Raw genomic sequence first — 12,460 nt, 5'->3', positions numbered from 1 at the left:
CCTTTGCGGAGACGCCGCAGAGATGGTGATGATCCGTTCTGCAGGGCGGACTCTCAGTCGTCGGCGATCTGCAGGGCCAGCGTGAAGTGCTCACCGTCCGTCCCTGCGAGCAGACTGTCGAACAGTGGGGTGAGTCCATTCACTGCGCCGCATTCGGCGTCATGGTTGGTCCACCATCTGGCCGCCGGTCCGAGCAGGGACACCACCCGGTCCGCCGCGCGCTCGGCGGTCTCGACGGGCAGGTGCCGGTGGCTCGGCCAGACCAGGTCGACGGCCGCCACCTGGGCCAGGAACGAGGCGGCTGCGTGCGTCTCCACCGCTTCCAGAGACGCGCAGATCTCAGGGACGGACGGCGGGTCGTACTCGGGCAGGAAGCGCCGCCAGGCATCGTCCGCTGCGATCGCGGCCAGCAGCGTACGGATCCTGGCTGCCAGCTCCGGCAGGTCGGGTTCCGGCTCGGTGAACCGCCCGGCCGCCACGTACACCCGCATTGGCGTGGACAGATCTGCCATGCCGGCTTCCAGCTCGGCCAGGGCCCCCATGGACGTCACAGCATGATTCTGCCGTACACCTCCGCCCCTCCCCGCTCCGCACCATGGGCGAATGATGCGGGGGGAATGTCACAGCAACGCAGCGATGCCCTCCCGGTCCTCGGGCAGCCCGGCAGCGCGGAACCACAACCCGTTCCCGGCGATGCCGCCGGTCGCCTCGGCGGTGTCCACGAAGGGCCGCAGCAGGTCGCGTTGGGCGGAGGTGAGCGGGTAGGTCGGGTCGTAGCCACCGGAAAAGGCTCTGAGCAGGATCGGCCCGCGTTCGTGGTCGATGACCGACGTGCCGCCGGCGGCCACGATGGCGATGGCCACCGGTGCCACCTCCTCGTGAACCGGAACCACCCGTCGAGCCCGGGCAGCGGCTCGGGGAACCATCCGTCCGTCGTTCGCGGGTCCCGCAAGGCGTCGAGGACGACGGCGAGAGCACGTGGCCGATCGACTCGGGCGGGACCGAGCGCGGCGCAGACCCGCACGGCCGGGTCGGAGTCGGCGAGCATGTCGGAGGTGTCCATCCCCACATGCCGAGCGCCCGCGCCTCGCTCGCGTCGACCCGCCACGGTGCCCAGGTGGGCCCGCATCGGCCGCCGCCCCGGTCCGGGAATGGTCGTCAGCTCGCGCGACGTGTGCCCGACCATCGGGCTGGCCCGCCTCTCCTGAGGTCAGGCCCTTGCCGTGCTGGACGAGCACGCCCTCGGCCACGCGCGGTCTTCAGCCGCCTGTTCGGGCCGAAACGCGCGAGCCAGTCCGTAGGGCGCGCCGTCCGTGGCGTTGCGCCGGGCTCGGAGCTGGGAGTTACGGAGCCCACTGTCACGATCGTGTGGGGTTCCAGTAGCGGCCCAGCGTTTCTCGCGATGGTCGGTTCGGCGGCTGGCCCGCATGCCGGGACTGCCGCAAGTCCGTGGCAGAAGCCGCCTTGAGGTGAGGCTCGGCTCAGGCGGTCCGTCGTGCCCTGGTGAGATTGGCGATGAGTTCGGCGCGGGTCTGGTGCTCGTGTGCGTTCCACGCGGGTTGGCCGGGACCGCTGCGCCATGAGTCGCTGAGCGGACTGTTGTCGACGGTGTCGAACCCGAACTGGTCGTACAGGCGTGTCGCGAGTTCCACTGCGTCGGGAAAGTTGCTGGAGGCCGACAGCGCGAGTCGGCCGGGCGTACCCGCCACTCTGCCCGCCGTGGTGATGCGGGGGGCTTGGATATGAGTGAAAGCCTTGACGACCTTGGATTGCGGCAGGTGCTCCTGGCGGAGCTCGTGAACGGTCTTCTCTCCGGAGTCGATTGCCGGAATATGGCCGTCGCGCCAGATCATGTAGTTGTTCGTGTCCAGCACGATTTTGCCTGCCAGTTGCTGTACGGGCATGTCGTTGATCACCTTCAGGGGGACCGCCACTACAACGAACTCTCCGGCGGTGGCGGCGCCGGCGGCAGTTGCGGCGTGCGCTGACGGACCGAGCTCGTCGATGAGGTCGTTCAAAGTCTCGGGGCCTCGTGAATTGGCGATGACGACGTCGTAGCCGTTCACGATCGCCGCACGCGCGACCTGACTGCCGACTTCGCCTGCACCAATGATGCCGATTACTGTCATGGTCCCTCGTCCCTGTGACTGGTGGGGCGGCTGTGCCGGTGGGTGGCGTAGCGTTGCTCGAGGGCGGACGGCCGGGCGAGGCTCCCTCTGCGCGTGCACGCCGCTGTCCGCCGGGCAGGATGCTGAGCCACCCTGATCACGGCCGTGCTGATCTCCGGGATCTGTTCGGTGCGCTGACGTGCCGCCCCGCCGAGCCGGTTTTCCCTGCCGCCGCTCCGGCGGCCGGTCTTCGTGCGCCCGGTCGGCCGGCTCGGGGCCCTCGCCTGCTGGAAGCGGAAGCAGCCCGGCCGGCCGGGCACAGGCGTCTTCGAGCTCAGATCTGGTTCAGGCCGCCGTCGACGTACAGGCTCGAACCGGTGATGAAGCTGCTCTGCTCGGAGGCGAGGAAAGCCACGGCGGCGGCGATCTCCTCCGGGCGCGCTAGTCGGCCCAGCGGGACTTGCGCCGCGAGGTGCTGCCGCAGGCCGGCGGCCTGCTCCGGATCGGGAGCGAGTCCCGACAGGCCAGGGGTGTCGGTCGGGCCGGGCGTGACGGCGTTGACCCGGATCCCGCGGCCCTTGAGCTCATTGGCCCAGGTCCGGGCGAAAGACCGGGTGGCGGCCTTGGAAGCCGCGTACACCCCGAACGCCTCCGCTCCGACGTCCACATTCGTGGAACCGTTCAGGATCACCGAGGCGCCGTCGTTGAGCAGAGGCAGCGCCTTCTGGACGGTGAACAATGTGCCCCGGACGTTGATCCCGAAGAGCGTGTCGAAGTGCTCCTCCGTGATCTGCTCCAAGGGGACGAACGCGGCAACGGAGGCGTTCGCGAACAGGACATCCAGACCCTGCCCACGGTCCCGGACCGTCTCATAGAGCCGGTCCAGATCGGCCAGGTCCGCGATGTCGCCGATCACACCGGTCGCCGAGCCGATCGTCTCGACGGCCGCGTCGAGTTCTGTCCTGCGCCGGCCGGTGATGAACACATGTGCACCCTCGGCCGCCAGCCGCACAGCGCTGGCCAGGCCGATACCAGTGCTGCCCCCGGTGACGAGAGCGGTCTTTCCTTCCAACAGTCCCACGGCAACAACCTCCCCTAAATTCCGCATCGATCGATACGGAAGTCGAACCGTAGCACTTCTGCATCGCTCGATGCGGAAGGGGTAGTCTGTGTGGGTGGGCACCAAACAGAGCCGCTCCATCGGCCGACCGCGGGGATTCGACACCGACGAAGCACTTGAGCGCGCCATGCTGGTCTTCTGGGAGCACGGCTACGAGGGCGCCAGCCTGGCCACCCTCACCGAAGCGATGGGCATCTCCACCACCAGCATGTACGCGGCCTTCGGAAACAAGGAAGAGCTCTTCCGTAAAGCCCTGGAGCGCTACACCGAAGGCCCGAGCGCCTACCTGGACCGCGCCCTCAGGGAACCGACCGCCCTGGGTGCCGTCACCGCGATCCTGACCGGCACCATCCTGACCACCACAAGCCCGGCCCACCCCCGCGGCTGCATGGGAGTTCAGAGCGCCCTGGCCGCCGGCGACTCCGGACGGACAGTCCGTGACCTCCTCGCCGCTTGGCGAAACAACGGCTGCTCCTCCCTCCGGCAGAGGTTCGAGCGAGCCGTCGATGACGGCGACCTGCCTCCGCAGGCAGATCCAGCGCTCCTGGCCCGCTACGTCACCACCCTGGCCTTCGGCATCGCCGTGCAAGCCGCGAGCGGCGTCAGTCGTGCAGAACTCCAGGCGATGGCTGACGCCGCGCTACGCAACTGGCCACTCTGCTGAGAGGCGCCAGGACGCTCCTTACCGGCCGGTGCCTCGCAGTGGACGCCGGCCCGCCGCAAGGCCTACTCCAACGACCTGGACGCCGAGCGCTCCCTGGTCGCCGTCACCGCGAAGACCAACCGCAGCAAGGCAGGACCCCTCGGCCGATCTCCCAACACAGCGTGCGGTTCGACGTACCCCGGACCTGGGACGAGCTCTGGGGCATTGAACGGCCCCGCATCTGGACGACCGAAAGGGACCAACAGGTCTGGGCGCAGCTTCAGGGATGACCACCGGACAGCAGGGAGTCCACCCTGACCCTGGAGCGCACCTTTGACCGAGGAGTCCTCGAGGCCCGGCCTCGGTTCGGGCGCCGCCGGATTCCGGGCGCGCTGGGAGGGACTGTTCAGACTTGGCACGGCTCGGCTTCGGCGAGGGCTACCCTGCCCGCCAACTCGAATGCACAGACCGACAGGTCCAGTGCTCATCCGCCATCTGCAGTGCTCAGTCACATGTGACTGAGCAGCCGAATTGGCACCGCTCGCCAACTCAGCTGCTCAGTGCACGCCGACCGCGCAGCGGCGCCTCGTCCAGATCGGCCAGGCCAGCGGGGCCCGGGCCGGCTTGGCGTGGTTGCTTCGCCGCAGCGGTCCCGGCGGTGTTCTGGTGTCCTTGCTCACGATCGGGCCGCGTCCGTGGAGGCGGCTCCGGCGGACGCGGCATGGTCGGTGTGGGCGTGGGCGTGGGCGTGTCAGAGCTGGAGGGGCATCGACCAGCAGTTGGAGGTGGCGGCCTTGCCGGTGAGGCGGTCGGTCAGCCAGGAGACGGCGTCCCCCTGGTCGGTGATGAGTGGCACGAGGTGGTTGGTGAGGATCTTGTCGCCGAGGTTCGGCAGCACGATGGCGTCATAGGTGACGTCGGCGCCTTTGTTGCACCAGTCGAGGGCGAGCTGCCGGGCCTGGGAATGAGGGACGATGTCATCCTGGACGCCGGTGGCCAGGCGTACGGGGCTGTTCGGCTTGAGCCTGCCGATGCGCTGCTTGTCAAGGGCTGCTTTCGCCCGGGGGGCGGCGGCGATGATGTCCCCGATGGACTTGCCGCTGGTGGTCCATTTGCTGCTCTTGGTGAAGCCGTAGCCGAAGAGCGCGTCGCCGACGCACATGGTGGACGCGTCCGCCAGTGCGGCCCTGCCGGTGGCGCTGACGTTGGCGTCGACGACCGCACGCAGGTCCGGGTCGGCCTGGGCGAACCCGCTGATCGACCAGGCCAGCGCCCCCGCGAGCGCGCTGCCGTCGATGCCCTTGATGACGGAGGTGAGATCGGCCGGGGGCGCACCGGCGTAGGTGCCGGCGAGTGGGACGTCCGGTGCGTAGGCGGGCTGGATCTCGGCTGCGGCGGCGCTGGCTCCGCCACCCTGGCTGTATCCGTACAGGCCGGTGCGGGAGGCCGTGGTGATGGAAGCTCCGGGTACGGCGTGGGCGGCGCGGGCGGCGTCGAGCAGGGCGTGTGCCTGGTCGAGGCGGTTGACGTAGGTGTGCAGGCGGTCGGTGGCGCCGAGGCCGACGTAGTCGGTGACGACGACGGCTGCCCCGGTGGACAGGAGGCGGTAGATCGCCAGGGCTTCGTAGCCCACTGACACCGTGTCGCCGTTGAGGGTGAGTGGGTGCTGCAGGGCGAAGGACGGGGCGCACTGGTCGCCCTGGCCCATCGTGCCCGAGGCCACCGCTACCAGGGGGCGCGGTCCGGTGCCTTTCCAGGCGGCCGAGGGCTCGATGTAGGCGCCGGTCACGGCGACGGGCCGGCCGGCCGAGTCGGTCGACTTGTACATCATGCGGGTCGCGGCGCCGGGCATCGGGCGGCCGTCCAGGCCGGGGATGCTCAGTCCGAGGGGCAGGGTCTCAGTACGGACCAAAGTGCCGTTGGCGGAGGGGAGTTCGGTCGGCGGGGTGTAGAAGGCGGGGATGGTGACCCCGCGGGAGACGATGGGTGTCGGCGCGGCGGCGGAGGCCGGTACTGTCGACAGGCCGGTGCAAACGGTGCCTGCGGCGACGACACCGGCCAGCAGACGCCGACCGGTCTTGTCGCTCCGGCCGGTGGTCCTGGCGGGGGAGGGGAGTGTGGAACGGGAACGGGTGCTCTTGCGGTTCATGGCGTGCTCCTCGTTCGTCGCTTAGATGACGGTGTCGATGTCGTGGGCGGTGATGTGGTCCATGGCTCGTTCGGCCACGGCGGCGATGGTCATCGAGGGGTTGCAGGCGCCGGTCGTGCCGGGGATCAGAGCCCCATCGAGGACGTAGAGACCGCGCTGGCCCCGGACGCGTCCTTCCAGGTCGCAGACTGTGCCCATCGGGGCGCCGCCCAGCGGGTGCCAGGTGCTGTTGACCAGCGCGTTGGTGTCCGTGAGGACGCCGAGCCCCCGGGCGACCTCGGTGACGCGGCGTTGGATGCTGCGGTGGCTGGCGGCGTCTCCGCCGAGGGGCCAGTGCAGGGACACGGAGTCGGTGGCGGCGTTGTAGCGGAAGCGGCCGCGGTCGGCGCTGACTCCGAAGCCGACGAGCATCGTGGTTCGGGAGTTGAGGCCGAGCGGCGGGAGTGACGCCTGGATGATGGTGTTCGCGGTGCCGGGGTCGTCCCACGCCTTGCTGCCGTAGACGACCGGGCCGCCCTGCTCGGCCCCGAAGTCCTCCTGGAGGTTGGTCCAGGCGTAGATGCGGTCGCCGTTGGTTCCCCAGCCCTCGCCGAGACCGTCGGGCAGGTCGGGGATGGCGTCGGTGGCTCCCGCGCGGACGAGGAGCTTGCTGGTGTTCATGCTCCCTGCGGCCATCACCAGGGCGCGGGTGGTGAGGATCTTCTGCTCCACGACGCGGCCCGTGTCGTCAGTCCGGTCGACGTGCACCTCCCAGCGGCCGTCCGCGGCTCGCGCCACGGAGGTGACGTTGTGGTGCGTTTCGACTTGCACCTTTCCGGTTGCCTCGGCCTGGCGGAGGTAGGTCACGTCGACGGAGTGCTTGCCGCCGTTGTTGACGCCCAGTGCGCAGTCCCCGTTCGTGTAGGACGGCTTCATCTCGCCGCGCAGCTCGGCCAGGGCGTAGTCCCAGTCGATGGGCATCGGGATCTTTTCCAGGCCGTACCCGGCCCGGCGCACCCCCTCGGCGAAGACCCGCGCTGCGCGATAGGTGGAGGAGCTGACCAACTCGTCCGGCGCCGTCACCGCGCCGAGCATGGCGGCGACCCGCGGATAGTGGGTCCTGTCCATGCGCCGGTAGTCGAGCTCCTGGGGCAGCCAGGTGTCGAAGACCGCCTCTGAGGGCTGAAGCGTCATGCCCTGGTAGACGAGGGAGCCGCCGCCGACCCCGGCCGCGCAGACGCCCAGGATGTTCTCTCCGAGTACCGGCTCCAGCAGTCCCGCGTAGGGGGCGAAGTGCAAAGGGGCGCCGATGAGTTCGGCGAGCGGCCGGAGGGCTGCGGGGAGAGTTCCGTACCAGAGGGCCCGCCGGTCGAGGCCGGAGACTCGTGGGAAGGTCTCCGCGTTCGGGCCGGTCGGCCAGCGCCGGCCGCGTTCCAGCACGGTGACCGGCACGCCGGCCTGCGCCAGGCGCAGCGCGGCCACTCCGCCGCCGAAGCCCGAGCCGATGACGACGGCCCGGTGTTCCTCCCGGGCCAGCAGCACCCGGGACGTGGCCGCCGAGGCGGCGGGCGTGGGGAGAACGCTCGCGGCTGCGAGTCCAGCAGCGCCGGTGAGCAGGGCGCGCCTGGTGGGAGTGGGCATGTGCGGCTCCTTGGGTGGGGTGGGGCGCCGTTCGATCGGTTGGCCGTGCGAGCGGCCCAGGGGGGCGGATCTCCGGTGGTTGATGTCGCCTGGACTCGTACGGGATGGCAGGGGCATGCCAAATTCCTGTGAAGCCAGCACTGTTACTCACTGGTCACTTACGGCAGCGTAGGTCTGTGTGTCAGTGAGAGACAAGACGTCTGCATGCGCCATTCTTGAAGGGCTCGCTATGCTGCGACGACTGACGTGGGCCGGAGGGAGTGAAGGTGCACGAAGCGCAAACGGCGATATATGCGGGAGCAGTTCAGGCCGAAGCCAGGCCGTCGCTCGCCGAACGACGGAAAGAGACACTCCGCTTCGAGATCGCCACCGAGGCCGTCCGCCTGTTTGCCGCGCATGGCGTGACCGGAACGACGGGCGAACAGATCGCCCGGGCCGTCGGCATCTCCTCGCGCACCCTGTGGCGCCATTTCCCCACCAAGGAGAGCTGTGTTCTGCCGCTGCTCTCCGCCGGGCTCGATGTCGCGGTCGCCCACCTGCGACGCTGGCCTGCGGACATGAGCCTGCTGGACTTCGTCACGCGATCGCTGCGGGCCGGTGAACTGCCCGCCGGGGCCCCCGTCATCCTTGACTTGATCCGCATGACCACCACGGACCCGGCGCTGCGCGCCGTCTGGCTCCAGGCCCACGACGAGGCCCTGCCCGTCCTGGCCCGCCTCCTCGCCGAGCGGTCCGGCGGCAGCGTCGGCGATCTGAGGACCAGGGTGCACGCGGCCACCATTAACGGGGCCCTGCGAGCGGCGTCTGAGGACTTCGCCCGCCGCTACGCGGAGGAGCCCGAGGCAGCAGGCAGCGAAATCGCCACCTGCCTCCTGGCCGCTCTGCGCGCAGCCTCTGAGGGCCTGCCCTACTGAGTTCCGTTCGCGTGGGCGGCATTGCCTTCCCGACCGGAGGCGCCTACTGCGCGCTAGACGATGCCATCGGTGAAGCGTTCGCCGGGCAGGTAGCCGGTTCGCGACGTACACCGATCAGCTCCTGGAGGAGCGACCCTTCCACCTGGGCTGGAAAGAACGAAGGCCGAGGAATGGATCGAATGGGCCACGGGACATGTAGCGCGCGTCCATCCGATGGTTCAACAGCTTCGGCTCCCCGACATCCCCGAACCTCGCGCCGACGATCTGAAGCCATTCCTCCGAGGCTGGAGCCCCTACGGCGCCTACTGACTCGACCCGACATCTGCGGGCACTTCTGTCTTTTCTGGCACCTCTGCTTGCTGACTGTGGTCTTCCTGATAGGCCATCTGGGGTGAATTCACTACGGTGAGTGATCTTGTGTTACTGATCGGGGGCTGCCGGTGGCATCGGGCGGGGAACAGACAGGCGGCCGCGGCCGCAAAGCCAGCAGGGTGCAGGATGCGGTCCGGATTGTGTTCCTCCTGGACCACTGCCCGCATCCAGATACGCGCTGCGGGGCACATCCCGATGCCGTGGCGGCCTTGCGTGGACAGAAGACGCTGCAGGCACTCGACTTCTGGCTGCGCAACCCTGACGACCTGGCCGACGAACTCCTAAACGTCGCCGAAAGCGAACGCGTCCTGCCCGGTGTCGACCTCGTCGGACAGGCGCGGTCGCTCCTGGCAGGCGACGAGCCGGACCTTGAGTCGTATCCGGTGGTCCGCTGGCGGTTCGGTGCATTCGAGCAGCTCGACGACGTGCTCGGCCTGCTCCTGTCCCACACCTTGATCGGCATCGACGCAGGAAGCCGCCAGTCCGAGATCGGCGACAGCGGCAGGCCCCGTCTACGGGTAGATAGTGCTCCAGCTGAGGGCCCGCCCGCGCGGTCGCCGCCGACGTCCTCCGCTGCGCAGAACATCTGGTAGCAGACCGGGTCTGAGCCCATCCGCTGCGTGCCCATACGTATCCCGAAGCCGGTGCTGCCGGGCTTCCGCAGCACTCTGGTCGCTTACGAAGATGGTCTCTATGAGTACCTCGGTGTGGATCGGTGCGGTCGCGGGGATTGTCGGAACGGCCACAGGCGGCGCGCTGTCCATCTGGTCAGGACGGTGGACCCACAGGGCACAGGAGCGCTCCGCGCGCACCGCGCAGCAGAGGGCGCGCGCGGCTGCGGCCGCAGAGGCCGCACTGACCGAACTGCTGGAGATACATAGCGAGTTCCGCAAGGCCAGGACGTCCGACGAACATGAGTGGCAACAACGCCTCCGCTTGCTGCACGACCGCATCGTGAAGGTGCAAGTCCTGCTTCACAGCATCCCGGACACCAAGCTGCGTACCCGCGTCAGAGAAGACACCTTCTACATGCCTCTCTCCCCGCCCGACGACATACGAACAGGGAGCGAGCGACGGGTCGCCATCATCGATCTGTGCGCCGACGCTGTCGCCTGCCTCGGTGCCTTCCTCCGTGACGAGGGATTGCCCCCACGAAGCGCCGGGGTCGAGAACACACGCAATCTTTGGCCTGAGTGGAAGCACAACGACGACAGCCACTTTTACATGTGGGAATCCGATGACGGGGAATCGTTCGATTAACCTCGCCGTTTCGGTTGCCGTGACGGGATGCTGATCGTCGTCAACTTGTAGGTGGCCGTGCCGCTTTCGTTGTGTGGGCATGCCGGGGTGCCGACGCGGGGGCCGGAGTCTCCAGGGTCTTTCGGATCGCGGGCGGTCAGGACAGCCAGCGGTCAGGAGACCGGGCGGGGCAGGGCGGCGAGGCGGTGGAAGGCGGTGGCAAGTTCGTTCCGCCAGGGCCAGGTTTTGGAGATCCGCAAGCGAAGGCGGCGGCCGCCGCGGGTGAGGCGGGCGGCGACGTGCAGGAGCCGGTAGCGGAGCTTCTTTGGTTCTGCGGTGGCCAGGTCACCGTCCAGCAGCAGGGTGCGGGACCATGCGAGCAGGTCGATCGCGGCCAGGGACATCTCCAGCCAGGCCGCGTTCACCAGGAAGTGGCGGGAGGGGAAGCGGCCGAAGCCGGTGTCCTTGCCGCAGCGGATGTGGTCCTCGACCGTGGCGTGTCTGCGGTGCCGGACCTCCAGATACTGGATCGAACCGCGGCCGTCGTAGCTGGTGTCGGTGAGGAACACCTGGTGACGCAGGCCCTCGTCCTGGTCGAACAGGGAGAGCTGTGCGCCGGGATGCGGGCGTTCGCGCCGCACGATGAGGCGGGTGCCGGCCGGATAGCCGGCAAGATCGACCAGCCCGGTCAGCTCGGCGACCTGGGCGCCTTGACGCAAGGAGCCTTCCTGGTCGAGAGCGGGGTGCCAGACGCGCTCGGGCAGCGAGCGGATCGCGCGGCGGACGTCGGAAGTGACCGACATGCCGACCGAGAAGCCGATGTCCATCCCGTGACTCCGCAGGTCGCGCAGGTGGTGGAGCAAGGCTTTCGCGGAGCCGGCGGAGTCCGTCCGGATCAGGATCGGGATGCCGTAGCGGTGGGCGTCGGGGAGTTGGGCGAGGGCGTCATCGAGCACCGTGATGTGGTCGGCGGCGGTGTTCGCTCCGGCGTTGCCCGGTCGTAGCCGTCCGGACAGGGCCTCGCCGGTGTTGGCCAGGAAGCACAGCAGCGGGTGAAAGCCGAAACCGCCTTTGTAGGTGGCGGCGGCCTGTTCCTTCTCCGAGTGGCAGGCCACCAGCGTCGCGTCGATGTCCAGGACCAGGCCGGGCAGAGCACGGCCGCCGGCCCGGGCGGCGGGTATACCCTCACCGTTTTCGGCGGCCTGCAGCCAGGCCACCTCGCGCGCTTGGGCACGGGCCGTCCGCAGCCGGGCCAGCACCCGCTCGTCGACGGCGGCGAGCAGCCGCCAGGCCGTGGGTGTGGACGCCACTGGGCCGAACACCTCGGCCTGGTCGCGCAGGACCGCCAGATCCGTGATGGTCTCGCCGCCGTCGGCGAGCATCACCGCGAGATCGGTGGCGATGCGGCCCGGGTCGTGCCCAGTCCCACGCGGCCGCAACGGCCGCAGTGCGGTGGAGTACGCAGCTGTGAGACCGGTTGCCTCGGCGAGATCCGCCAGCAACCGCGCTCCAGCATGCCCGACCACCCCCGCCCCGTCAGCGGTGACATGAACCCTGGGACGCAAACCGATACCCTGCACGCAGAAAGTGCCTTCCGCTTGGAACGACAGAACCCCTCGACAAGGTTCATCATCCCAGCTCAGAAGGCACTTTCGCGTTCCAGTCCACCAACTGGCCCCGCCTCAACCGAAACTTTGATCAAGGACCGGACAAGCCCCTCGCGAAAGCCCGACGCTAGGGTTGGACCGGAGTGATCCGTACGGTCGCAGAACGTGCGGCAGGACTCGCGACGAGGGCGCTGGAACGCCCGTACTTGGTTTGGTACGCGGCGTCGATCGGTTCGGCAGGCCCGATGTCGTGGGTCTCCAGGAGGACGTCGCGCGTGTGGTTTCCCACGCGGATCCGTCCGTGTCCCTGGTCCGCTGCCGTTCGGTACCAGGCGGACTGGACTCCCCGATGGGCGCGGACGTAGAGGTCGCCGTGCACGATGATCATGCCGATCTCCACCTCGGCGTGTTCGTCGTCACCGGCGCGGAGGACGAGAGAGTCGGAAGCAGTGAGCCAGGTCAGTTCTTCTGGCGTCCAGGTTGTCATGGGTCGAGCCTCCTTCGGGTTCAGGGGTGGGTTCGCCGACCGGCCGACGGCGGCAGCATGCAGGGCACCGCCGCGACTGCCTTCTTGGCATCGGTGGCGCGCTAGGTGTATTGCCCTGTGAGGTTGGGGACGCGGCTGGCGGGTGGTTTGCCTGCGAGCGCGGTGTGTCCGCGGTGGTGATTGTAGGAGTGCAGCCAGCGG

The 12,460-nt window shown here is 68.9% G+C and carries 12 protein-coding genes and 1 pseudogene; 5 read left to right on the top strand and 8 right to left on the bottom strand.

All coding sequences use genetic code 11. The features are described 5' to 3' along the window. Positions 1-53: 53 nt before the first annotated feature. The 4 genes from ACIBCU_RS21280 to ACIBCU_RS21265 form a co-directional block, all read right to left on the bottom strand. Positions 54-542, bottom strand: a complete 489-nt coding sequence (locus tag ACIBCU_RS21280; protein ID WP_399233881.1) for a hypothetical protein — start codon at positions 540-542, stop codon at positions 54-56. A gap of 78 nt (positions 543-620) precedes the next feature. After that, on the bottom strand, positions 621-863 hold the full coding sequence (locus tag ACIBCU_RS21275; RefSeq protein ID WP_362934331.1) for a hypothetical protein: 243 nt from the start codon (positions 861-863) through the stop codon (positions 621-623). Between the two features lie 618 nt (positions 864-1,481). Beyond that, a complete protein-coding gene (locus tag ACIBCU_RS21270) occupies positions 1,482-2,129 on the bottom strand; it encodes an NADPH-dependent F420 reductase (protein ID WP_399233101.1) in 648 nt (215 codons plus the stop codon). Positions 2,130-2,442: 313 nt separating this feature from the next. Continuing rightward, on the bottom strand, positions 2,443-3,189 hold the full coding sequence (locus tag ACIBCU_RS21265) for an SDR family oxidoreductase (RefSeq protein ID WP_362934326.1): 747 nt from the start codon (positions 3,187-3,189) through the stop codon (positions 2,443-2,445). A gap of 94 nt (positions 3,190-3,283) precedes the next feature. Here ACIBCU_RS21265 and ACIBCU_RS21260 point away from each other — a divergent pair, with 94 nt between their 5' ends. After that, a complete protein-coding gene (locus ACIBCU_RS21260) occupies positions 3,284-3,892 on the top strand; it encodes a TetR/AcrR family transcriptional regulator (RefSeq protein ID WP_362934323.1) in 609 nt (202 codons plus the stop codon). 24 nt (positions 3,893-3,916) lie between these two features. Then, positions 3,917-4,024 (top strand): annotated as a pseudogene (locus ACIBCU_RS21255) (HNH endonuclease); the annotation flags it as partial. A 598-nt stretch (positions 4,025-4,622) separates the two neighbouring features. On the opposite strand, the gene ACIBCU_RS21250 reads toward ACIBCU_RS21255, so the two are convergent. After that, the gene (locus ACIBCU_RS21250) at positions 4,623-6,020 is read right to left on the bottom strand and encodes a lipase family protein (protein ID WP_399233098.1); all 1,398 of its coding nucleotides are present in this window, start codon (positions 6,018-6,020) and stop codon (positions 4,623-4,625) included. 21 nt (positions 6,021-6,041) lie between these two features. Continuing rightward, positions 6,042-7,640: a GMC oxidoreductase gene (locus ACIBCU_RS21245; RefSeq protein WP_399233096.1), complete on the bottom strand. Its 1,599-nt coding sequence runs from the start codon at positions 7,638-7,640 to the stop codon at positions 6,042-6,044. Positions 7,641-7,906: 266 nt separating this feature from the next. Here ACIBCU_RS21245 and ACIBCU_RS21240 point away from each other — a divergent pair, with 266 nt between their 5' ends. From ACIBCU_RS21240 to ACIBCU_RS21230, 3 genes are all read left to right on the top strand, one after another. Further along, on the top strand, positions 7,907-8,554 hold the full coding sequence (locus ACIBCU_RS21240) for a TetR/AcrR family transcriptional regulator (protein ID WP_399233094.1): 648 nt from the start codon (positions 7,907-7,909) through the stop codon (positions 8,552-8,554). Positions 8,555-9,126: 572 nt separating this feature from the next. Continuing rightward, positions 9,127-9,519, top strand: coding sequence for a hypothetical protein (locus ACIBCU_RS21235; protein ID WP_399233091.1), 393 nt, complete (start codon positions 9,127-9,129; stop codon positions 9,517-9,519). A 100-nt stretch (positions 9,520-9,619) separates the two neighbouring features. After that, positions 9,620-10,186, top strand: a complete 567-nt coding sequence (locus tag ACIBCU_RS21230; protein WP_399233089.1) for a hypothetical protein — start codon at positions 9,620-9,622, stop codon at positions 10,184-10,186. A gap of 152 nt (positions 10,187-10,338) precedes the next feature. On the opposite strand, the gene ACIBCU_RS21225 is transcribed toward ACIBCU_RS21230, so the two are convergent. Next, complete coding sequence (locus ACIBCU_RS21225; protein ID WP_399233086.1) at positions 10,339-11,745, bottom strand: IS1380 family transposase; 1,407 nt, start codon at positions 11,743-11,745, stop codon at positions 10,339-10,341. 154 nt (positions 11,746-11,899) lie between these two features. Next, positions 11,900-12,259: a DUF2255 family protein gene (locus ACIBCU_RS21220; protein WP_399233084.1), complete on the bottom strand. Its 360-nt coding sequence runs from the start codon at positions 12,257-12,259 to the stop codon at positions 11,900-11,902. Between the last annotated feature and the right edge of the window lie 201 nt (positions 12,260-12,460).

This window comes from Streptomyces sp. NPDC051064, from assembly GCF_044455985.1.
Classification (GTDB): domain Bacteria; phylum Actinomycetota; class Actinomycetes; order Streptomycetales; family Streptomycetaceae; genus Streptomyces.
The sequence above is the reverse complement of the archived record's forward strand: the minus strand, read 5'-3'. Positions and strand labels throughout refer to the sequence as shown.

What these genes read in the sequence shown, in the direction of transcription:
- ACIBCU_RS21280 (WP_399233881.1), bottom strand. Translation starts at nt 542, where the DNA reads ATGGGGGCCCTGGCCGAGCTGGAAGCCGGCATGGCAGATCTGTCCACG.
- ACIBCU_RS21270 (WP_399233101.1), bottom strand. Translation starts at nt 2,129, where the DNA reads ATGACAGTAATCGGCATCATTGGTGCAGGCGAAGTCGGCAGTCAGGTC.
- ACIBCU_RS21250 (WP_399233098.1), bottom strand. Translation starts at nt 6,020, where the DNA reads ATGAACCGCAAGAGCACCCGTTCCCGTTCCACACTCCCCTCCCCCGCC.
- ACIBCU_RS21245 (WP_399233096.1), bottom strand. Translation starts at nt 7,640, where the DNA reads ATGCCCACTCCCACCAGGCGCGCCCTGCTCACCGGCGCTGCTGGACTC.
- ACIBCU_RS21230 (WP_399233089.1), top strand. Translation starts at nt 9,620, where the DNA reads ATGAGTACCTCGGTGTGGATCGGTGCGGTCGCGGGGATTGTCGGAACG.
- ACIBCU_RS21220 (WP_399233084.1), bottom strand. Translation starts at nt 12,259, where the DNA reads ATGACAACCTGGACGCCAGAAGAACTGACCTGGCTCACTGCTTCCGAC.